Source organism: Bacillus mycoides, from assembly GCF_001757995.1.
Taxonomy (GTDB): Bacteria; Bacillota; Bacilli; order Bacillales; family Bacillaceae_G; genus Bacillus_A; species Bacillus_A mycoides_B.
In genome coordinates this window covers 38,369-58,661 of record NZ_LXLV01000011.1, presented here as the reverse complement: position 1 = coordinate 58,661, position 20,293 = coordinate 38,369, and the positions used below count along the sequence as shown (strand labels likewise).

Sequence of the window (20,293 nt, the reverse complement as noted above, 5' to 3'; positions counted from 1 at the left end):
TTTATCTGAATAAGTTTGAAATTTATCCCCTTTTTTAACCATAATAAAATCCCCTCCAAGTAAAAGTGTAACATCCATGTGTATTCATGGTCTTTTTACACTGTCTACCTTAAGGGGATAATATCAACCAGTCTGTCCAAAATCAGAAAGAATTCATCCATCAATTGTTTGGACTTGCAGCATAAGATACGATTCCGTTAGGAATCTATGCGCTTTATTATCTTTTTGCACCAGAACCCTAAAAACCGGGTTAAGTTGTTCGACTTGGACTAGCAATTGTACCAGCCGAACCACCCAGTTCTATCGCTCTGAATAGTATTCTTATGCCGTATTTAGTTACGTTAAAATCTTGGGGGCTAGCCCCCAAATCCCCCAACCAGCACTCACACCCAAAAACAAGGGTTTAATAAAATAAACAAAAAGATTAACCTTAATGGTTAATCTTTTTGTTTATTTTATATTTTATTTTATATTTTATTTTTTATTTTTTTCTAAAATAATAAAATCAGCTGATGATAATTTTTTATATTTTTGTTCTATAATTTTTAATACGTTATAATCTTTGTATTTTGATATATAACTCAAGATATCTCGATCTTTAATTGTTGGAATACTATACACAAACCCTTCTGATTTAACAATTCTTGTATATAAAATAATAAAAGAAGAATTACAAGAAAAAATATCGTCTAAAGTTTTTTGAAAATCAGTCTCATTTGTGATGTGATATAAAACATCTAAACATACTACTAAATCACTTTTGAAATATCCTTTATTAATAAAATATTTAGGATTGTATAATAAAAAATTTTTTGTGTTATCTTTTGTAAACATTTTTGAACATATATCTATAGATGTAGGTGAAATATCCATACCTAAGTAGTTAGGATATTCCATATATTTTAATTGGTTACCATCGCCACAACCAAATTCAATTACAGTTTGAATTTGGTTTTCAATTATTAATTCATTAATTACATCTTTCTTGAATTCTGCTAACATTCCATATGATCCACTTCCTGAAGTTCCTCCATTGGCATAATTATTTTCCCAGTAATCGATATAATTAAATTCTTCTTTAGTTGTTTTATCCATAATTATCCTCCTTAAAAATGGTAAAATAAAATATTTTTTATAAATATGTATTTTATATGGTTCTGGTGCAAAAACTCTAAAGTTCTTACAAGTAATCTCCTAAACTTGGACATACTGATAATATTACTCTAAAAAAGGTGCGTGATCGGTGTGGAAAAGAAAAATTTGTTCAAATGGAGGCATTATCAGCCTGAACTAATCTTATTAACAGTAAGGTGGTACCTACGGTACAATTTGAGCTTCCGTAACCTGGTGGAAATGATGGAGGAAAGAGGGTTATCTGTTGCTCACACAACGATTATACGCTGGGTTCATCAATATAGACCTCAATTGGAAGAGAAAGTACGACAACATCTTAAATCAACAAATGATTCATGGAGAGTCGATGAAACTTATATTAAAGTAAAAGGTCAATGGATGTATTTATATCGTGCCGTTGATTCAGAAGGAAATACCATTAATTTTTATCTAAGTAAATCAAGAGATAAACAAGCAGCCAAGTGCTTTTTCAAGAAAGCCTTGGCTTTTTCGCACGTTTCTAAACCTCGCGTTATAACAGTAGAAAAGAACCCAGCCTATCCTGTAGCAATTCAAGAATTAAAAGAAGAGAAACGTATGCCTGAAGGCATACAAATAAGGCAAGTTAAATATCTCAATAATATAGTGGAACAAGATCATCGTTTTATTAAGAAACGTGTGCGTTCTATGTTAGGGTTCAAGTCTTTTCGCACAGCTATATCCATTCTTGCAGGAGTGGAAGCCATGCATATGATTAAAAAAGAACAGATTGATTTACGGGATCAGTCTGTTCAAAACCAGAAAAAATTCATCCATCAATTTTTTGGACTAACAGCATAAAATACAATTCCGCTAGAAATATATGCGCTATATTCTCTTTTATTTTATCTTTGCACCAGAACCAAAATTGTTATACGTTTTCAAGGCACCTTCCTTGACTGTTACGTTGACCAATACATATACTCGAAAGAACAGAGATAAAGTGAAACTTTAATCAGTGGGGGTTTTGTTCATCCCCACTGATTATTAGCCTTCACCAATCGGGCGTTAACGGACAGCAGGGCTCCCACCTAACTTCTTTGCTCCAGCCAAATTTTGAGGGGAGAGTCTTACTGCCCGTTAACGCGGGAAAACTTTTATATAGGGGATGAATATATGGGAGAGGCAGTACTCGTAAAACGAGAACCGTTATGGACAAAAGAGTTTATTGCGCTAATTCTAGCAAACTTATGTATGTTTTTAGGATTTCAAATGTTAATTCCAACTTTACCTGTTTATGTGAAAGAAATTGGGGGCACAAGTTCAAATATCGGATTCGTTGTCGGCATGTTTACCGTTGCCGCACTTTTTATTAGGCCGCTAACTGGAAATGCCTTGCAGAAATTCAACAAAAAAATCATTTTAATGATCGGTACCGCTATTTGTTTACTCGCTATGGGCAGTTATCTTTTCGCTTCAACCGTTTTCCTATTGCTTGCCGTTCGAATTTTACACGGAGCTGGTTTTGGTATTACAACGACTACATACGGAACTGTCGTTTCAGATTTAATTCCGCAAGCTCGCCGCGGTGAAGGCATGGGGTATTTCGGTCTTTCTGGAACTATCGCCATGGCGCTCGGTCCGCTTATCGGACTTTGGCTTATGCAAGCATATAACTTCACGATTCTTTTTTTATGTGCACTTTCATGCACAATAGTTTCATTAATATTAACGAAACTACTTCAAATCAAAAAATCGCCGCAACCACCACAGCAAACATCTGGTACCTTTCTCGATGGATTTATTGAGCGTAAAGCTTTACTTCCTTCATTATTAATATTATGTATTACATTAATGTACGGGGGAATTGGGAGCTTTATCACATTATTTGCTACGGAAGTCGGGATTGCTGATATCAGTCTCTTCTTTTTATTTAACGCACTTGCAATCGCTGTAACTCGTCCGTTTTCTGGAAGATTATATGATACGAAAGGCCATACATTCGTCATCATTCCAGGAGTTATTATTACGTTTACAGGTATTATCTTGCTGTCGTATACAACTACAATTCCGAGTTTAATTATTGCCGCAGCGTGCTACGGCAGTGGTTTCGGAGCAATTCAACCGGCACTACAAGCATGGATGATTGACCGCGTAGCACCGCACCGGAGAGGAGTAGCAACAGCAACATTCTTCTCAGCATTTGATCTTGGAATTGGTGCTGGAGCGATTATTTTTGGATTCATTGCACACTTTACCAACTATGCAACTGTATATCGATATTCCTCTCTATTACTTATCGCTTTTCTTTTCATTTACATCACAAGCTTACGGAAGCAAAAACAAGGGGATAAAACAAAAGAAAAAGCCGTTGGGTAGTGCTAATTGGTTCTTTTTCGAAGTACTTGGACCAAAAAATCATGTATACACATTTGAAAAAAGCAGTGGATTCCTAAAAAAATCACACTGCTTTTTTCATTTAATACATCCATTTCAAACCTCCCCATTTCCCCCCACATATTTTTCTAACTTTAATCAAAAAATATACAAAGAACCATTATTATAAATAAGGTGAAACTTTACTTAGCGCATCCAATTTGGATAGTTTACCTCTCCTATTTTTACTATCCGCAAATAGTGTGATAAATGTGATTTCTTTACAAACCGATCAGATATATCATCTAAAAAACCAATTAAATCCAGGTGTTTCTTTAAAGATTTGTAAACTTTTTATCACTTTGTAAATTTAGTGTAAATTTTACTGATAAACCGTTTACAGTGCCTCAAGGTTTAGTTAATAATGACATCGTACATGAAATTTAAGGAGTGGAATGCGTGGAATACAATATTCAAGATATGATCTTCCAGTTCATTGGTGGATTAGGTATTTTCTTATTCGGGATTAAATACATGGGCGATGGACTGCAACAAGCAGCTGGAGATCGTCTTCGCGATATTCTAGATCGTTTTACAACAAACCCTCTTATGGGTGTACTAGCAGGTATGTTAGTTACAGTATTAATTCAATCAAGTTCAGGAACAACCGCTTTAACAGTCGGACTTGTAAGTGCCGGATTTATGACATTAAGACAAGCAATCGGTGTTATTATGGGTGCCAACATCGGAACGACAGTTACTGCATTTATTATCGGAATTAAAATCGGAGAATACGCTCTTCCAATTATGGCAGTTGGAGCAATCTTACTATTCTTCTTTAAAAATAAAAAAGTACATTCTTTAGGTCAAGTTATATTTGGTTTTGGTATGTTATTCTTCGGTTTAGAATTGATGAGCTCAGGTATGAAACCTCTTCGCTCTTTAGAATCATTCCAAGAATTAATGGTTAGTATGAGTGATAACCCAATCTTAGGAATCGTTGTTGGTACAGTCTTCACTTTAATCGTACAAAGTTCAAGTGCGACAATCGGTATTTTGCAAGAACTATTTGGCCAGGGTGCAATCGATTTACAAGCTTCCCTTCCTGTATTATTCGGTGATAACATCGGTACAACAATTACAGCTGTATTAGCAGCAATTGGTACTTCTATTGCAGCAAGACGTGCAGCATTAGTTCACGTTATCTTTAATATCGTCGGTACAATTATCTTTACGATTTTATTAGTACCATTTACAAGTTTAATTCAATATTTCCAAACATCATTAAACTTAAATCCAGAAATGACAATCGCATTTGCCCACGGAACATTTAACGTAACAAATGCACTTATTCAATTCCCATTCATCGCTGTATTAGCATGGATTGTAACAAAACTTATTCGCGGCGAAGATTCTGCTATTGATTTCAAACCGCAACATTTAAATCCAATTTTTATTGAACAATCTCCTGCTATCGCACTAACAGAAGCGCAAAAAGAAATTGTTCGCATGGCTGAATTCTCATTACATGGATTAAAAGAAGCAAACCAATTTTTAAATACACAAGACAAAAAACACGCTAACATGGCTACTCAATTAGAAGGAGCTATTAACAATTTAGATAAAAAAATTACCGAGTATTTAGTTTTACTATCAGAAAAACCACTTTCACCTACAGACTCTGAAAAACATTCAGTTTTAGCAGGTGTTGTTGGAGATATTGAACGTGTCGGTGATCATGTAGAAAATCTGGTAGAACTTGTAGATTTCCAAATTTCAAATCGTGTTTCACTATCAGATGAGGCACTAGCTGAATTAAATGAAATGCTTGAATTAACAATTTCAACATTACAAGATGCAATCAATGCTTTAACAAACTTCGACACTGAACTAGCTCAAACGGTTATTGCGAAAGAACGTAAAATTGACCAAATGGAACGTGTTCTTCGTAAACGTCATGTATTACGTCTGAACGAACGTAGCTGTTCAGGTGATGCAAGCATCATTTTCGTTGATATGGTAAGTAACTTAGAACGTATCGGTGATCACGCTGTAAATATTGCTGATGGCGTTTTAGGTGAACAAGGAAAAGTAAATTTAAAACAATCATTATAATAGAAAAGAGACGCTAATTTGAGCGTCTCTTTTTTCATTTCACCTTTACAACCGTTCTTCCTTTTAACTTTCCTTGCAGTATAAGTGTAAACTTCTCATCTAATTCTTTTAATGTACATTCTTCTGTATAAGATAATAACTCTGAATTTTTCCACTCACCGGCTAGCAATGCCCACACTTCTCTTCTCACATCTACTGGACATTGAACTGAATCTATTCCTAAAAGGCTAATCCCTCGTAATATGAATGGGTATACAGTTGTATTTAATTCATGCCCTGCTACGTTACCACACGTTGTTACACAGCCTCCATACTTAACTACCTTTAAAGAACTTTCTAACATGTTTCCGCCTACAGTATCGACAACCCCAGCATATATTCCTTTAAGCATCGGTCTTCCTGATTCATCACTCAATTCCGCGCGATGAATCATCTTTTTTGCACCTAAACGTAGCAGCATCTCTTTCTCTTCCATTTTCCCTGTTGCCCCTACTACGCTATATCCTAGCTTCCCTAAAATACTAACTGCTACACTGCCTACTCCGCCCGTAGCACCCGTTACTAAAACATCTCCCGTACTAGGTGTAATTCCCGCTCTAATGAGCTTATATACCGATAAGGCAGCTGTAAAACCGGCTGTCCCGTACATCATACTTTCCTTCAAAGACATTTCTTTTGGTAAAGGAACAACCCAAGATGATGGCACGCGAATATATTCTCCGAAGCCACCAGAAGTATTCATACCTAAATCATATCCAGTTACAATAACTTGATCGCCTTCCTGAAAGGCAGTATTCCCACTACTAACTACTACCTCTCCCACTGCATCGATGCCTGGTGTATGAGGGTATGTTCTCGTTACACCTTTATTACCAGTAGCTGAAAGAGCATCTTTATAATTTAATGAAGAGTAATGAACCCGTATTAGCACATCTCCTTCAGGTAAACTATTGATTTCTCTCTCAACAAGCTTTCTTTCAAATTGATTATTTTCCTTTTCTTTCACGACAATTGCTCGGAATGGTGTATGATTCATTACGCTCTCTCCTTCATCCGTAAAATCCTTCTTTATTATATAAGAAATGCTTTTAAAGCTAACCGCTTCTTCTTGGCTATATTTCAACAAATCTTACTTCTCTATCACTTTCTCACAATACATATTTTCATTTCTACTAAAACACATTATACTTGTTCTACATCTTAAAAATAAAATATAGAAAATCTGACTTTTTATAAATAAATTGAATTTTTACGAAATGTAAATGATTTGTAATGTTTTTTTTCGCTAAATTTCATTATAATAAGTGGATATGAGTGTCGTATTTCAATTCAAATGAAGGAGTACAAGAAATGGAGCAAAACCCATCTTTGCAAGAAAATACACGAACTAAACCGAAAAATAGTAAGAAAAAAACAAAAATTATTATAAGCGTTATTTTATTATTTTTAATAATAGGTGGCGGTTATACTTGGTTTTTAGTAAATAAAGCATCTTCTGCTATTCGAAATGCCGCTCACGATTTAGCGCGCGGTGATAAATCTGATTTGCGTGATAAAGCTGTAAAACCTATTACGAATAATGTATCTGTCTTAATTATGGGTGTTGATGAAAGCGATGTCCGTGGGAAAGAATATGGTGAAGCTATAAGAACGGATGCACTATTACTTGCAACCTTTAATAAAGATAGCAAAACTGTAAAGCTATTAAGTATTCCACGAGACACATATACTTATATTCCAGTGGAAAAGAAAAAAGATAAAATTACACACGCTCATGCATTTGGTTCTACTAAAAACGGAAAAGATGGTGGACCACAAGCTAGTATTGATGCAGTTGAAAAATTAATGAATGTTCCTGTCGATTACTTTGTAAAATTCAATTTTAAATCATTCATGAAAATCGTTGATGATTTAGGCGGCATTGAAGTTGACGTACCAGTTGAGTTTACTGAACAAGATAGTAATGATAATGCCGATGCAATTCACCTGAAAAAAGGTGTTCAAAAGTTAAATAGTGAAGAAGCTCTTGCTCTTGCTAGAACACGACACGTTGATAGTGATGCGATGCGTGGTCAACGCCAGCAACTTGTTATTGAAGCTATTTTAAAGAAACTAACAAGTGTTGGATCTGTAACAAAAGTTGGTAATATCATTGATGATATTAATGGACAATTCGTTACAAACTTAACATTCGATGATATGCTTTCATTCTATAAATATGGAGCGGATTCTTCAATTGAGAAATTACAAATTGAAGGTGAAGATTGTTACATGGCAAAAGGTGATGATACATGTAGTAAGTCAGCTGGTGGTGGCCGAACTTACTACTACAATCCAGATAAAAAAGAATTGGCGAATGTTACAAACGAACTTCGTAGTCACCTTGGACTACCTGCCTATACAAAATCTGATTCTGATTCTGATTCGAAAAAAACAAGCTCAGAAAAAACAAAAGAATCTAAGTCTGAAAATACGAGTGAACGCGAATCAAGTAACAATGAAAATCAAAATAAGAATAAAAATAACAGTGAAGATACAGAAACATCGTCTAATAACAATGAATAAAGTGAAGCAGTGCTCTATGGAGGTAGAGCACTGCTTCTTTTTAATGCTTTCAAAACAAAAAAATCAGAACTTTCCAACTATCTTTTTTAATATTTTTAAATTATAATAAATAATAGTAATCTATTCCAATTATCAGGGGGCTCACACATATGAAAGCTGCAGTAAAACATAACATTTCAGATTTTAAAGAGTACTTAAAATCAAACGATATATACATGGAAGAAAATATAGATGAAAATGATGGTTCGGTACATTTTTCAGTAGGATTAGAAACAGAAGCTGGCGCAAAAATTCAACTTATCGCTGCTTTCCAAAGCGAACATCCTGCTGTGGATATATACTGCTTCAATGTTGCTCTTGTACCTGATTCAACATCAAAAAATGACATTTTACATGTCATCAATGAATTAAACACATCTTACCGATTTGCCAAATTCACACTAAATAAGCAAAATGCAATTGATATTTCAACATCTCTTGCATTCTCAGAACCAAACTTTAATCCAGCACTTGTCTTTGAACATACGAGAATGCTATATAAATTAGCGAACGATGAATATAAGAACTTAATGAAAGTTATTTGGGCGTAATTAAAAAGATGGTGCTACAAGAGCACCATCTTTTTATTTCGATATCATATCAACCCACATCTTTATCGCAGTACCTACAATTAAAGTAGACAATACATACTGCAAAATTTTTTGATTCACTCTCTTCCCTACTCTCACTCCAAGAGGAGCGGCAAATAAACTTGCTATCGCAACGATAAGAGCCGGAATAACAACTATTTGTCCAGTAATCACTTTTCCAGTAGTAATTCCTATCGAGGAAATAAAAGTAATAGCGATAGAGGTTGCTATTGTCGTACGTATCGGTAGTTTTAAAACAACTAGCATAATCGGTACTAAAAGAAATGCACCACCAGCCCCAATAATGCCAGAAACACTTCCTACACTAAACGCTAGCAAACTAGCGAGCCACTTATTGTACGTAATTCCTTCTGTCCCCTTACGATTGCTTCGCTTTGGTATAAACATCATAATAGCCGCGATAGTTGCTAATACTGTATAAACAACATTTACAGCATGCTCATTTAATAGATTCGCACTAAAGCTACCTACAAAGCTTCCTATTAATATACTAGCTCCCATATACACAACTAAAGTTTTATCCATATCGTTACTTTTCCTATACGCCCACGCGCCTGCAAAAGTTGCAAAGAATACTTGAATCGCTGTAATACCGCTCACCTCATGAGATGTATATCCAGCAAATCCTAGCAATACTGGAATATATAAGATCATCGGGTAATTAATTATTGCACCGCCAATCCCAACCATCCCTGAAATAAATGATCCTATAAACCCAATAATAAAAAGTAGTACTGTTAAACTCATATTGTATCCCCCGCCTTCTAAAAAGAAGGTGATTTAAATAAATAAATTCACATTCCCATCCGAAGCATCTGCTAAATATGCACCTACTCCTGCAAACTCTACCCCTTCCATAATCTCTTCCTCTTTTAACCCTAATAAATCTACTGTCATTTGACAAGCTACAAGCTTAACTCCCTGTTCTTTCGCCATATCAATTAAATCTGGCAAAGGCATCACATTATGCTTCTTCATGATGCCTTTAATCATCTTTGGCCCCATACCCGCAAAATTCATTTTCGATAATCCCATCTTATCAGCGCCGCGCGGCATCATTTTTCCAAACACTTTCTCTATAAACGTTTTCTTTACTTTCACATATTCATCTTTCCTTAAGGCATTTAATCCCCAGAAAGTATGAAAAATAGTCACCTCTTGATCATACGCCGCTGCGCCATTTGCAATAATATAAGCTGCCATCGCTTTATCATAATCTCCACTAAATAAAACAATCGTCGTTTTCTTCTGTTGTTCCATGTTGTTCTCCTCCTAATTACCTGTAGGGGTATTTTTGAAATTGTAAAAAGACTCAAATTATCTATCTACACCTAATACTACTTTCCCCTTCCAAGCTAACATACCACCTACCATATTTATCGCTCGAAAACCGTAACTCTCTAAAAACTGAACTGCTCTTGCACTTCTCCCACCAGAGCGACAAACGATAATATATTCTTTATTTTTATCCAACTCATGCATTCGAAACTCTAGTAGACCTAACCTAATATGAATCACTCCTGGAATTTTCCCTTCCATCACTTCTTCCACTTCACGAACATCAATTACATGTATCTCTTCATTTCGTAACAATCTTTCTTCTACTTCTCTCGCTGCTATTTCTTTCATCTTGATATTCCTTCCTTACAGAGCATTCATACCACCTGAAACATTTATAACGTGCTGAAATCCTAATTTCTTTAATACTTTTGCTGCTTGCTTACTTCTCATCCCGCTCTGACAAATAACGATTACTTCCTTATTTTTATCTAATTGATTTGCTCTACTAGCTAACTCATTTAGCGGGATATTCTGAAATCCTTTCATATGGTTCCCTCTATATTCACCTAATGTACGAACATCGATAAATTGTTTCCCCTTTTTCCCCACTATACTCTTTAATTCTGTTCCATTTATATTTTTGACACCTTTTACTGGTAAAAAACGTGAAATAACAAACCCTGCAGCAAGTACAATGAAAAGCGTACTTAATATTGTATTCATATAACCAACCTTTCCGTATTACCAAAACTAGTTCTTCTCTATGCCTTCTTAATCCAAAACTTCAGCACCTTGTCTTCTTCTGCATGCTTTACTATTTCATGACCACCTATTTTTGACCATGCCGGAATATCCTTTACCGACCCTTTATCCGTTACATGTACTTCTAACACTTCTCCAGATTGTAAAGTATCCATCGCTCTTTTCGTTCTTACAATCGGCATTGGACATGCTAAACCTTTCGCATCTAATACTTGTTTTACATCCATCATCTATTCCTCCAATTTGTTATTTTATAATGAATCATGAACTGCACAGCGATTTGGACCAATCTCCATTTCACGCTCTTCTTCCACACTCGGATAAATCTTACCCATATTCGTTTGACGAATTTCTTCATAAGCATTCGGCTGAGGCGGTAAGTTCTCTGTCACAGCTTTACGAAAATCAACCTCATCAACAATATTTAACCCTACATTCTCCTTAAATAAATCTTGTAAATGCGCACTCACAATGCCTCTGTCGTCCATTTCACTTATTTTTGAATAATGAGCCGGTAAAACAATTAAATCTTGAGACAGTTCCTTATAACGTTTGTATAACGTATTTCGTAAATCACTCACCCAATCTTCCGCCTTCCCAGCAAGATCGGGACGGCCAATTGAATCTACAAATAAAATATCTCCTGATAATAAATACGTCTCATCGATAATAAATGATGTACTCCCAATCGTATGCCCTGGTGAGTATAGTGCATCAATGTTAATTAGGGTACCCCCCGCCGTAATAACAGTGCCTTCTACTAGCGGTTCGTAAGAGAAAACAACTTCCTCCGCATCTTTTGGAGGTAACCAATACGTACCGCCTACTTTTTCAGCTAACTTACGCCCACCAGAAATATGATCTGCATGTAGATGTGTATCCATTACGTTAGTAATAGTAGCTCCGTGCTCTTTTGCAAAATCTTCGTATGCTTCAATCGTTCTCACCGCATCAATGACTGCTGCTTCACCGTTTGAAACGACCATATAAGATAAGCATCCTTTTCCAAGACGATTAAATTGATATATACTTCCTCCGCCCTGTACATCTCCTACCTTTGACGGCTTCACATACTCACTCCAAGCTTTCATACCGCCAGCTAAATAGTAAACATTATTGAAGCCAGCATCTAACAATTGCTCTGCGACAAACTGAGAAGAGCCCTCTTTCGCACATACAACTAAAATCTCTTTCTCTCTCGGCAATCCATCTACAATATGTTCTACACCATCTAATAAATCAAAATACGGTTTATTCATTGAAGAAATTTGTTTCCCTTCAATTTTCCATTCCTCATAATCCGCTTCATTACGAACATCTAAAATAAACAACTCTCCGAATAAAACTTTCTCTGCAACATCTTTTGCTTGTAACGATTTAACACTCATCCAATTACCCCCATAGGTATATTTTCATTTAAAAAAATTTACTTCCCTATATTCCCTTGCCACTCTAACATACCTGGAATGACATTTTTCACATTTGAATAACCTTTCTCTTTCAACATTTGGCAAGCTACATCACTGCGGTTACCTGTTCGGCAAATAACATATATTTGCTTTGCCTGATCTAAAACTGCACTGTCTAACTCACCTAATGGCACCGAAATGGCCGATGGAATATGACCAAAAGCAAATTCCGCTGCTTCACGAACATCTAGTACGATGCACTCTTCTCCGCGAGATAATATAGCTTGTAATTCCGTATTCGTAATTGTATGAGGATATTTCACAACTTCATTCACTTCATGCTCGTGTGCTTTTCTTACATAATGCTTTAATATATTTCCCTCTTGTTTCGTTCCGATATATTGATGCCCTACTTTACTTGACCAACTTTGAATATCTAACGTAGAACCTTTATCTGTCGCCTCTATTTCAATAACTTGCCCTGATACCAACCCTTCCATCGCCTTTTTTTTCTTCACAATTGGCATCGGACAAGCCAAACCTTTACAGTCTAAACTCGTATCAACTTTTATACTCATAATCATTTCCCCCTTAATCACTATACATATACCTGTAGGGGTATATTAAAATGTTTTTGAAAATCTGTCAACACATATGTTTGACAGATTATCGGCTTTTTACAAGTAATTGAACAGCTTCTTTAATTAAATCTTCATTTGAACCATTACCACTTTCAAACTGCTCGCGCAAACATTGCTCTAAATTTGTTCCAACAACCAATCCAATTGTACGATCTAGCGCAGAACGGGATGCAGTTAACTGTGTAATAACATCTCGGCAATCTTTTCCCTCTTCCATCATGCGAAGAACACCACGAACTTGACCTTCAATACGTTTCAATCTATTTTTCATATCTTGATTATATTCCACTGTAGACCACCTCCGTAATTATAACTATATTATACATTACTTTATAACTTTGTATAATATCATATACCCTTAAGGGTATATTGTAAAGTTTTTAATTTTAAACCTATAATTTATACTTTCTAACCATATAAAAATAGACCGAATCAACCATATAGCGGGTTTCGGCCTATCTTTATTCATTAATTTACATTAATCGTTATTAATTCAGCTACATTTCTATCATTAATCACAAGCGCTTTTTTCTCATTATTCGGCAGTAAAATTATATACTTCCCTTTTCTGGGAGTCTTCCAAATGAATTTTCCTTCTTGATTAGTCTTCCCTATCGAAATTACGATTTCTTTGCTAGGCCCAGGTGATTCATCTTTTATAAGCATAATTTCAAAATCTTTTATCGGTTGTTTCTCTTTATTCTGAACATAGAAAGTTATAGGATTACCAACCTTACTAGCATTCTCCTCATTATTTGCTATACAACTAGACATCAAGATTATGATCAATATACAAAACAAAATCCCAATATACTTACTATATTTATGCAGACCATTTTTTAATATTATTAAAAACATCGTCTGTTATCCGATTTCCAGAATTCATATTTTTATTTCCTCTTGTATGATTTGTCGCCCATCCACCAATTTTTTTATTGTAAATACAATGTCCAGCTGTAAGCACTGTATCTTTACTAATTAGTGCTCCTGTACACCCATAAATTTCTCCATTATTATACTGAGTTGCTACATGGACTATAGCGCTATACGGATATGAAGTTGTATCATTGACCCGTATTCGATCATCTATTCCTATAACAGAATAGGTAAGAATATTAGGTGAATAATTTAACTTAGTATTTTCCAATAAATATCCCCAATCTTCCCTACCATGTTTACGCCCTTCAAACGAAGGCGAAACAAGATCTTCTCCTCTTAGATCATCACTATACAAAGATTGTTCTTGAAAAAGTACTCTTTCTCCCTCATTCGAAACTGATGTCCAAGGTACATCTTCTGCATATACCTTCTGATTCACCCAAAATACCATATAAAAAAAGATAAAGAGAACACCAAAACTGTAAAGAGCGAATCTACATCTTATAGAAATAAAGCTATACACTTTAACTTACCTCCTATATAAATGATAGCGAACAATTGAGGATCCCCTTTATAAATTCTAATTTTTCTTTTCTTAGAAGTCAATGTAATTAATAATGATTATCATTATTAATTACATTGACTTAACAAAACAATGAAATTATTTACATTCTTTACTTTGAGTTAAAAAAGCTTAGTTCTTCCAAGGATTCGGCTGTAAAGAAAAGGAGTTAGGTGGGAGATCAACTTCCCGTAAATGCCCAATTGATAATGGCTAATACTCGGCGGGGGATACTATGACTAATACAATATATCTACTACAAAAAATTCATTTCATTTACGAACGAAAGAATCAACCGTTTTATTATCCTACTTCCTATAATCTCTTTGTAAAACTATAATCCATCTCTCCACCTAAAGCTTCAGCTGTATCACCAGTTTCTCTAAAATCGTGTGTATAAATTTTTTCAAATGAACCGAAATCTACTTGCTTATAAAATTCAAAACAAGGGAATCCATCATGCTCTCCTTGAATATCGATACTACCATCCTTTTTAACACATACAGTTAATAAATAATCCACAGGAGGTGCATATACATTTAATGGGTTACTAGCACTTGCACTCATTTTGAATTGCACACCGTCAGAATTCCATACAATATCAGTACACACAATATTTTCTGTACTCGCTTTTCCTGTTCTTTTATTCACAGAGCCATCTGGATTTGTAATCTTCTCCGTCGTTATACCCGTGTTCGCATATGAAAACACTTCTTCTTTATAAAAATCTACTACTACCTCTTGCTCAACTCTAGAGCGCATAGTATTTACCGCATGCGGTGTAAATTCACGTGAATCACCTTCGAATTGGATTACTTTTCCTGTTTCTATATCCTTCTTAGCTTCAGTCCAAGACATTGGAATAAATACGCTGGCTCTAATTTTAACGATATTAGTCATAAGAAACACCTCTATAATTTTATTTTAGATACTGCATAATATTGAGTAAAACAGCCCACAATTTCGCTCCCCTAATCAATAGCTTTCTCTTTTACGCTTGCTACTTCCTTCTGAAAAATAGCGCTATATTTATATCTAGATTGTCATTTTAAAGCTATATTCCATTTCTCCAGCTAGTGCTGCTGGGGTATCATCCGTTTCTCTGAAATCATGTGTATATATTAATTCGAATGAACCACAGTCTACTTGTTTATAAAATTCATAGCAAGGGAAACCATCATGTAAACCTTCAACGTGCACAGCGCCGCTTTCATTAACCCGTATAGTCAAAAAATAATCTGCTGCTGGTGCTGCCGTATTTAATGGATTACTTGCACTTGCTCTCATTTCAAATGAAACTTCATCTTCACTCCATACAATATTTGTACATGCAATGTTTTCTGTACTTGTTTCTCCTTTTTGATACTCAATTAAGCCATCTGGATTTGTAATTTTCACAGTGACGATACAAGCATCTGCATATGTGAAAATTTCTCTTTTATAAAAATCAATATTCACTTCTTGTTCTAATCTTGAACGCTTTGTGTTCACAGCGTATGGTGTAAACTCACGTGCATCTCCGGCATATTCAAACACTCTTCCTGTTGCAGGATCCTTAATAGGCGTCAGCGATGCATATGGTGCAAATACACTTCCTCTAATCTTAACGATATTAGCCATATGAAACCTCCATAATTCATTGATTCTATTTAAATAAATCATTACTTTTTCTATCACTTGTATATAGTCAATTTGATTGACTATATACTGTATAGTACAATAGGTCTTACTTATAGTCAATTTAATTGACTATAAGTGAGGAGGTTATATACATGAATCATCAAACATTTAACGAATTAGATCTTACATCACTTTTATCATTATCCTTCAGTACATTAATTACTGAACTACATAACAGATTAAGTGAATTGGGATTTGAAGATATTAGGCCAGCGCATGGTTTTATGTTTAAGCGCATCCTTCCTAATGGAGCAACCGGTATAGAACTAGCTGAATATTTAGGGGTTTCAAAACAAGCCGTAAGTAAAATGGTTGATTCACTTGAAAACAGTGGCTACGTTACGCGCAAAACGCACCCTACTGATAAAAGAGGTAAAATCATTGTTCTAACCGAACGTGGTTTGTCAGTAATGAAAGCAAAAGAAGAAATAGTAGCTGAAATAGAACAGCGATGGATTGAAAACATAGGTGCAGATCGAATGCAAATGCTCAAAGAAGGTTTAACAACATTCGTTAATAAAGAAAATACAGGTAAATTATCATCGAGCATACGACCTGTTTGGTAAACAAAAACTCCATATAAAAAACGAATCCATTTTTATTAGTCTTTTTCAAAATGGATTCGTTTTCTACATTTTTATTAAAATCATTGATTGCTTTAAACTTTATGCTAAATATATGAGATATCCATATTTTATGCATTATATAATTCCATAACCCTCTGCATGATCAACTCTGCCGTATTCTCCTCTGGCGGCATTAGCAACCTCGTTACTGGCCCATACACAACAGGATTTAATTCCACTTCATACCCACCATATGCATATTCCTCTTTGCTTGGTAAATACCCAATATATCCATTCGTATATCCGCCAAAGAAAGCTTGTTCATTTTGAAGACTCTCTTTCATTTCTAACGCAGTTTCCGAAAAAGGTTCCATCGGTATGCCAGAGAACATACCATCATTAATTTGAAACAGTTGAATTTCTAAATCGATACTTAACTGTCGAATATTTTGCTTATATTTCTTTAAAACGATAGTAAGCCATTCATCCGTATTCACACCCCACTGCTTCTCAGCTAATTGAGCCACGCTTCGTATCTCATCAATTTCAGGAATATCCTTCAATTTCATTTGCATCGTACTCGAAATTGTTCTTAAATTTACAATTGGGCTATATGTAACTGCTGGTAACATCGTTAATACGTGTCCACTAAGTATGTAAGCCATTTGTTTTAACGCTTCCCTTGAACCACGATACTTCGCATTCACATTACCAGCAGCACCTTGAACAATAATAACAGGACAGTTTACTATCTTCTCAAGAATCTCTCTCGCCATTCCAGGATAATCCGCTGATAATACATCACTATCTCCTTTTAAAACATTCGGATGAGCAGTACAAAATACTACAATCCCAGATAGCTCCTTCGTTTCAGCATCTCTTATTGCTAACATACCAATTCGTTTATCTACAACACCCTCTATATTTGTTCCCATCTTCGCTTTTCCATCAGATGTTCTCTCTCTTCGGTTTACTCCAATATCACCTGTCGTAACACCCCAGCCAACTTCACATAGCTTCAAGTTGTTATTCGCAGTAACAGCACCGTGCACTACATTATTTACTAAAATCATTTTATACGACTGTACTAGCGGATCATCACCGACCGTTTCTGGACCGGAATGCGTATGAGTATAAACAACCGTTATTCGCTCAAATGGCACATGAAGCTCACTAGCAATCCGTTCACGAATCATCGTCGTATCTTCTACTAACATCCCGATATTATCAATGCTCACAAACACAGTCTTCATTTCATCTTTTTCAAATACAAAAATTGTCCCGTAAATATGCTCTTCAAGATTATTAATTCCTGTATCTCTATGGTATCCTATAAAATCAATACCTAAGGGTGGTGTAATATCCACCTTACATACCCCTACTTTGCTCATTCAAATCGCTCCATTTCTCTATGTAACTCCCTCTCTTCAAGAATAGCATATTTACCATTTTCCAAATAAAAAGAACGGACAAGAAATTCTATGTCCGTTCTTTTTATCACACATACTTCCGATGCACCATCTTCCCATCATAAGAAAACACAACGCCCTTACTCTCCACAATGGACTCCATATGCACCGTTCTTCCCCATAGCTGATGAAGATACGGTAATACTTTTTCTAAGTATTTTAGATCTAACTCAATTCCTTCGTAACTATGTTTAATGTACAATTCTCCGTTCTTTAAGTAGTCTCCATCTTCTACCACCAAGTACGGAAAACCTCCATTTGTACGCATATTTACGAGTTGATCTCGTACTTGTTCCCACTCTTTATCAATTACTTTATATTCTTTACCTTGGCGCTGGAATAAGTACATATCTTCTCTCATTACGAGTTCTTTATTTAAGTAGTTTCTTAGGAACGATACGTCCCATTCAATTTCTCGTACTTCAAACATTTTCTCACGACCAGATCCTGGCTTCACACCACGCCTTTTCATTTCTTCTGTCGGATTGTTATAGCGTTCTTCAATATCTTCAAACATTTTAATACCAAGGTAGTATGGATTAATACTTGTTTTTGATGGCTGTACGACACCTGCATTTAATTTCGCAAATTCAATTGCTTCACCAGATGTTAAGTCCATTTCACGAAGTATGCGTTGATGCCAGTAGGAGGCCCAGCCTTCGTTCATGATTTTCGTTTCAAGCTGTGGCCAGAAATATAACATTTCCTCGCGCATCATCGTTAATATGTCGCGCTGCCAATCTTCAAGCTCACGGCTATATTCTTCAATAAAGAGGAGTAAATCTTTCTCTGGTTGCGGAGGAATCTTCTTCTTTTTGCGTATATTGGATCGTTCCCTCGTTTTATTTCGATCATCTAAATTCCATAAATCATCGTATTGTGATGCCTTTTTCTTGTCTACTTCTTCCTCCTCTAAATCATCAATACTCCATGCCAATTTTGGACGCATAAGTGATGGATCAATATGTTCTTGAATGGCAAGTACGGCATCTAAAAATGTCTCTACTTCTGCCTTTCCATACTTATGCTCATATGCTTTCACACGATCCGCTGTTGCCGCCATGCTCTCTACCATATCTCGCTTCGTATTTGAAAAACGAACATTATTTTTGAAGAAATCACAGTGCGCTAAAACGTGCGCTACGATTAATTTATTTTGAATTAAAGAATTCGTATCTAACAAAAAGGCGTAACATGGATCAGAGTTAATAACGAGTTCATAAATTTTACTAAGTCCCAAATCGTATTGTAATTTCATTCTAAAAAATTGCTTTCCAAAACTCCAATGTGAAAACCTCGTCGGCATCCCGTATGCACCAAATGTATAAATAATTTCCGCTGGACATATTTCATAACGCATCGGATAAAAATCAAGCCCAAATCCAGTCGCAATTTCAGTAATTTCCGCTATCGCATATTGCAGTGCTTTATCGTCACTTGCTCTCATTATTTTCCCTCCTTACACTTTCCCTTAAGAAAGTGTATGATGAGGAACAAGCTTTCATGAGGATTGATTGCATAATAAAAAGACACCCTCGTAAAAACGAGAATGCCTTCCTAATTAACCCTCAATAATCTCCATCTTCTCCGTAATCGGCGTACGAGCTTTTCCTTCTGGTGCTTTATCAAAATAGCCGATGTGAAGAATTCCAATGATACGTTGACCTCTTGTTAAACCGATTCCTTCTATAAATAGTGGATTATAGTTTAATCCACCTGATTTCCAAACACAGCCTAAGCCGCGTTCCCAAGCAAGCAATTGGAAGTTTTGCATAAATGCACATGTTGCAGCGTAATCTTCGTCACGTTGAATTTGACGCGGATCTTCATTAATGTACACAACGATTTGTGCAGGTGTCCTTAAGAAACGGTCAGATAAAATTTTGCCGCGTTTCGCCCTTTCTTCTTCTGTGAAAGAGTTTAATACTGCGTCTACTAATTTCTGACGGCCTTCTCCAATGTATAATTTACAATTCCATGGTTCACGGTTTTTATGATTCGGCGCCCACGTTGCTTCGTTTAATAGTTCAATTAATAGCTCTTTTTCTACTGCTTTATCTGTAAATGTACGAACAGAACGTCTTTCTTTAATAACGTTTGCGATGGAAGTATATGTAGTCATATTTTTCTCTCCCTTATTTTTATCTATATGTATAAATCCGTCATTGATATTGATTTTCAATTTCGATTATAACCTAGTTTTTCACTATTAATCAATGTTTTATGTTGGAAAACCAAGAAAAACT

Annotated in this window: 22 protein-coding genes and 1 pseudogene; 6 read left to right on the top strand and 17 right to left on the bottom strand. The window is 35.4% G+C overall.

Features of this window, described 5'->3' with window-relative positions; all coding sequences use genetic code 11:
* Positions 1-474: 474 nt before the first annotated feature.
* Positions 475-1,095, bottom strand: coding sequence for a methyltransferase domain-containing protein (locus tag BWGOE10_RS03810; RefSeq protein ID WP_070140978.1), 621 nt, complete (start codon positions 1,093-1,095; stop codon positions 475-477).
* Between the two features lie 150 nt (positions 1,096-1,245).
* Here BWGOE10_RS03810 and BWGOE10_RS03805 point away from each other — a divergent pair, with 150 nt between their 5' ends.
* The 3 genes from BWGOE10_RS03805 to BWGOE10_RS03795 all read left to right on the top strand — a co-directional run bounded on the left by BWGOE10_RS03805 (position 1,246) and on the right by BWGOE10_RS03795 (position 5,583).
* Complete coding sequence (locus BWGOE10_RS03805) at positions 1,246-1,953, top strand: IS6 family transposase (RefSeq protein ID WP_070140977.1); 708 nt, start codon at positions 1,246-1,248, stop codon at positions 1,951-1,953.
* A gap of 315 nt (positions 1,954-2,268) precedes the next feature.
* Positions 2,269-3,471 (top strand): MFS transporter, encoded by a 1,203-nt coding sequence (locus BWGOE10_RS03800; RefSeq protein WP_002029919.1) that lies wholly within the window; start codon positions 2,269-2,271, stop codon positions 3,469-3,471.
* Between the two features lie 456 nt (positions 3,472-3,927).
* Positions 3,928-5,583, top strand: a complete 1,656-nt coding sequence (locus BWGOE10_RS03795; protein ID WP_070140976.1) for a Na/Pi cotransporter family protein — start codon at positions 3,928-3,930, stop codon at positions 5,581-5,583.
* 34 nt (positions 5,584-5,617) lie between these two features.
* Here the strand turns inward: BWGOE10_RS03795 and BWGOE10_RS03790 are convergent, their stop codons facing one another.
* On the bottom strand, positions 5,618-6,619 hold the full coding sequence (locus tag BWGOE10_RS03790) for a YhdH/YhfP family quinone oxidoreductase (protein WP_070140982.1): 1,002 nt from the start codon (positions 6,617-6,619) through the stop codon (positions 5,618-5,620).
* Positions 6,620-6,933: 314 nt separating this feature from the next.
* Between BWGOE10_RS03790 and BWGOE10_RS03785 the strand changes: the two genes are divergently transcribed.
* Both BWGOE10_RS03785 and BWGOE10_RS03780 read left to right on the top strand, forming a co-directional pair.
* A complete protein-coding gene (locus BWGOE10_RS03785; RefSeq protein WP_070140975.1) occupies positions 6,934-8,148 on the top strand; it encodes an LCP family protein in 1,215 nt (404 codons plus the stop codon).
* 149 nt (positions 8,149-8,297) lie between these two features.
* Positions 8,298-8,738 (top strand): hypothetical protein, encoded by a 441-nt coding sequence (locus tag BWGOE10_RS03780; RefSeq protein ID WP_002010734.1) that lies wholly within the window; start codon positions 8,298-8,300, stop codon positions 8,736-8,738.
* A gap of 33 nt (positions 8,739-8,771) precedes the next feature.
* Here BWGOE10_RS03780 and BWGOE10_RS03775 read toward each other — a convergent pair whose 3' ends face one another.
* The 12 genes and pseudogenes from BWGOE10_RS03775 to BWGOE10_RS03720 form a co-directional block, all read right to left on the bottom strand.
* Entirely contained in the window at positions 8,772-9,545 is a 774-nt protein-coding gene (locus BWGOE10_RS03775; RefSeq protein ID WP_070140974.1) for a sulfite exporter TauE/SafE family protein, read from the bottom strand.
* Positions 9,546-9,578: 33 nt separating this feature from the next.
* Entirely contained in the window at positions 9,579-10,058 is a 480-nt protein-coding gene (locus BWGOE10_RS03770) for a DsrE/DsrF/DrsH-like family protein (protein ID WP_070140973.1), read from the bottom strand.
* A gap of 57 nt (positions 10,059-10,115) precedes the next feature.
* Entirely contained in the window at positions 10,116-10,427 is a 312-nt protein-coding gene (locus BWGOE10_RS03765) for a rhodanese-like domain-containing protein (protein WP_070140972.1), read from the bottom strand.
* 15 nt (positions 10,428-10,442) lie between these two features.
* Positions 10,443-10,802 (bottom strand): rhodanese-like domain-containing protein, encoded by a 360-nt coding sequence (locus BWGOE10_RS03760; RefSeq protein ID WP_070140971.1) that lies wholly within the window; start codon positions 10,800-10,802, stop codon positions 10,443-10,445.
* Positions 10,803-10,840: 38 nt separating this feature from the next.
* Complete coding sequence (locus BWGOE10_RS03755; RefSeq protein WP_070140970.1) at positions 10,841-11,071, bottom strand: sulfurtransferase TusA family protein; 231 nt, start codon at positions 11,069-11,071, stop codon at positions 10,841-10,843.
* Positions 11,072-11,092: 21 nt separating this feature from the next.
* Complete coding sequence (locus BWGOE10_RS03750; RefSeq protein ID WP_070140969.1) at positions 11,093-12,229, bottom strand: MBL fold metallo-hydrolase; 1,137 nt, start codon at positions 12,227-12,229, stop codon at positions 11,093-11,095.
* A gap of 38 nt (positions 12,230-12,267) precedes the next feature.
* Positions 12,268-12,828, bottom strand: a complete 561-nt coding sequence (locus BWGOE10_RS03745) for a sulfurtransferase TusA family protein (protein WP_070140968.1) — start codon at positions 12,826-12,828, stop codon at positions 12,268-12,270.
* An 88-nt stretch (positions 12,829-12,916) separates the two neighbouring features.
* Positions 12,917-13,180 (bottom strand): metal-sensitive transcriptional regulator, encoded by a 264-nt coding sequence (locus BWGOE10_RS03740; RefSeq protein ID WP_070140967.1) that lies wholly within the window; start codon positions 13,178-13,180, stop codon positions 12,917-12,919.
* 179 nt (positions 13,181-13,359) lie between these two features.
* On the bottom strand, positions 13,360-13,749 hold the full coding sequence (locus tag BWGOE10_RS03735) for a DUF2606 family protein (RefSeq protein ID WP_070140966.1): 390 nt from the start codon (positions 13,747-13,749) through the stop codon (positions 13,360-13,362).
* A 49-nt stretch (positions 13,750-13,798) separates the two neighbouring features.
* Positions 13,799-14,293, bottom strand: a pseudogene (locus BWGOE10_RS03730) (trypsin-like serine peptidase); the annotation flags it as partial.
* A 354-nt stretch (positions 14,294-14,647) separates the two neighbouring features.
* On the bottom strand, positions 14,648-15,232 hold the full coding sequence (locus BWGOE10_RS03725) for a DUF3238 domain-containing protein (RefSeq protein ID WP_070140964.1): 585 nt from the start codon (positions 15,230-15,232) through the stop codon (positions 14,648-14,650).
* A 135-nt stretch (positions 15,233-15,367) separates the two neighbouring features.
* Positions 15,368-15,952 carry a DUF3238 domain-containing protein gene (locus tag BWGOE10_RS03720; protein ID WP_070140963.1) on the bottom strand — a complete coding sequence of 195 codons (585 nt, stop codon included), beginning with the start codon at positions 15,950-15,952 and terminating at the stop codon, positions 15,368-15,370.
* A 152-nt stretch (positions 15,953-16,104) separates the two neighbouring features.
* Here BWGOE10_RS03720 and BWGOE10_RS03715 point away from each other — a divergent pair, with 152 nt between their 5' ends.
* Positions 16,105-16,578 (top strand): MarR family winged helix-turn-helix transcriptional regulator, encoded by a 474-nt coding sequence (locus BWGOE10_RS03715; RefSeq protein ID WP_070140962.1) that lies wholly within the window; start codon positions 16,105-16,107, stop codon positions 16,576-16,578.
* 128 nt (positions 16,579-16,706) lie between these two features.
* Here the strand turns inward: BWGOE10_RS03715 and BWGOE10_RS03710 are convergent, their stop codons facing one another.
* The 3 genes from BWGOE10_RS03710 to BWGOE10_RS03700 all read right to left on the bottom strand — a co-directional run bounded on the left by BWGOE10_RS03710 (position 16,707) and on the right by BWGOE10_RS03700 (position 20,169).
* Positions 16,707-17,969 carry a neutral/alkaline non-lysosomal ceramidase N-terminal domain-containing protein gene (locus BWGOE10_RS03710; protein ID WP_070140961.1) on the bottom strand — a complete coding sequence of 421 codons (1,263 nt, stop codon included), beginning with the start codon at positions 17,967-17,969 and terminating at the stop codon, positions 16,707-16,709.
* Between the two features lie 106 nt (positions 17,970-18,075).
* Positions 18,076-19,494: a stage V sporulation protein SpoVR gene (gene spoVR / locus BWGOE10_RS03705; protein WP_070140960.1), complete on the bottom strand. Its 1,419-nt coding sequence runs from the start codon at positions 19,492-19,494 to the stop codon at positions 18,076-18,078.
* 114 nt (positions 19,495-19,608) lie between these two features.
* On the bottom strand, positions 19,609-20,169 hold the full coding sequence (locus tag BWGOE10_RS03700; protein WP_070140959.1) for a nitroreductase: 561 nt from the start codon (positions 20,167-20,169) through the stop codon (positions 19,609-19,611).
* Positions 20,170-20,293 lie beyond the last annotated feature (124 nt).

Coding starts and splice junctions, on each gene's coding strand:
- BWGOE10_RS03810 (WP_070140978.1), bottom strand. CDS start 1,095: ATGGATAAAACAACTAAAGAAGAATTTAATTATATCGATTACTGGGAA.
- BWGOE10_RS03800 (WP_002029919.1), top strand. CDS start 2,269: ATGGGAGAGGCAGTACTCGTAAAACGAGAACCGTTATGGACAAAAGAG.
- BWGOE10_RS03790 (WP_070140982.1), bottom strand. CDS start 6,619: ATGAATCATACACCATTCCGAGCAATTGTCGTGAAAGAAAAGGAAAAT.
- BWGOE10_RS03785 (WP_070140975.1), top strand. CDS start 6,934: ATGGAGCAAAACCCATCTTTGCAAGAAAATACACGAACTAAACCGAAA.
- BWGOE10_RS03780 (WP_002010734.1), top strand. CDS start 8,298: ATGAAAGCTGCAGTAAAACATAACATTTCAGATTTTAAAGAGTACTTA.
- BWGOE10_RS03775 (WP_070140974.1), bottom strand. CDS start 9,545: ATGAGTTTAACAGTACTACTTTTTATTATTGGGTTTATAGGATCATTT.
- BWGOE10_RS03770 (WP_070140973.1), bottom strand. CDS start 10,058: ATGGAACAACAGAAGAAAACGACGATTGTTTTATTTAGTGGAGATTAT.
- BWGOE10_RS03765 (WP_070140972.1), bottom strand. CDS start 10,427: ATGAAAGAAATAGCAGCGAGAGAAGTAGAAGAAAGATTGTTACGAAAT.
- BWGOE10_RS03760 (WP_070140971.1), bottom strand. CDS start 10,802: ATGAATACAATATTAAGTACGCTTTTCATTGTACTTGCTGCAGGGTTT.
- BWGOE10_RS03755 (WP_070140970.1), bottom strand. CDS start 11,071: ATGATGGATGTAAAACAAGTATTAGATGCGAAAGGTTTAGCATGTCCA.
- BWGOE10_RS03750 (WP_070140969.1), bottom strand. CDS start 12,229: ATGAGTGTTAAATCGTTACAAGCAAAAGATGTTGCAGAGAAAGTTTTA.
- BWGOE10_RS03745 (WP_070140968.1), bottom strand. CDS start 12,828: ATGAGTATAAAAGTTGATACGAGTTTAGACTGTAAAGGTTTGGCTTGT.
- BWGOE10_RS03735 (WP_070140966.1), bottom strand. CDS start 13,749: ATGTTTTTAATAATATTAAAAAATGGTCTGCATAAATATAGTAAGTAT.
- BWGOE10_RS03725 (WP_070140964.1), bottom strand. CDS start 15,232: ATGACTAATATCGTTAAAATTAGAGCCAGCGTATTTATTCCAATGTCT.
- BWGOE10_RS03720 (WP_070140963.1), bottom strand. CDS start 15,952: ATGGCTAATATCGTTAAGATTAGAGGAAGTGTATTTGCACCATATGCA.
- BWGOE10_RS03715 (WP_070140962.1), top strand. CDS start 16,105: ATGAATCATCAAACATTTAACGAATTAGATCTTACATCACTTTTATCA.
- BWGOE10_RS03710 (WP_070140961.1), bottom strand. CDS start 17,969: ATGAGCAAAGTAGGGGTATGTAAGGTGGATATTACACCACCCTTAGGT.
- spoVR (WP_070140960.1), bottom strand. CDS start 19,494: ATGAGAGCAAGTGACGATAAAGCACTGCAATATGCGATAGCGGAAATT.
- BWGOE10_RS03700 (WP_070140959.1), bottom strand. CDS start 20,169: ATGACTACATATACTTCCATCGCAAACGTTATTAAAGAAAGACGTTCT.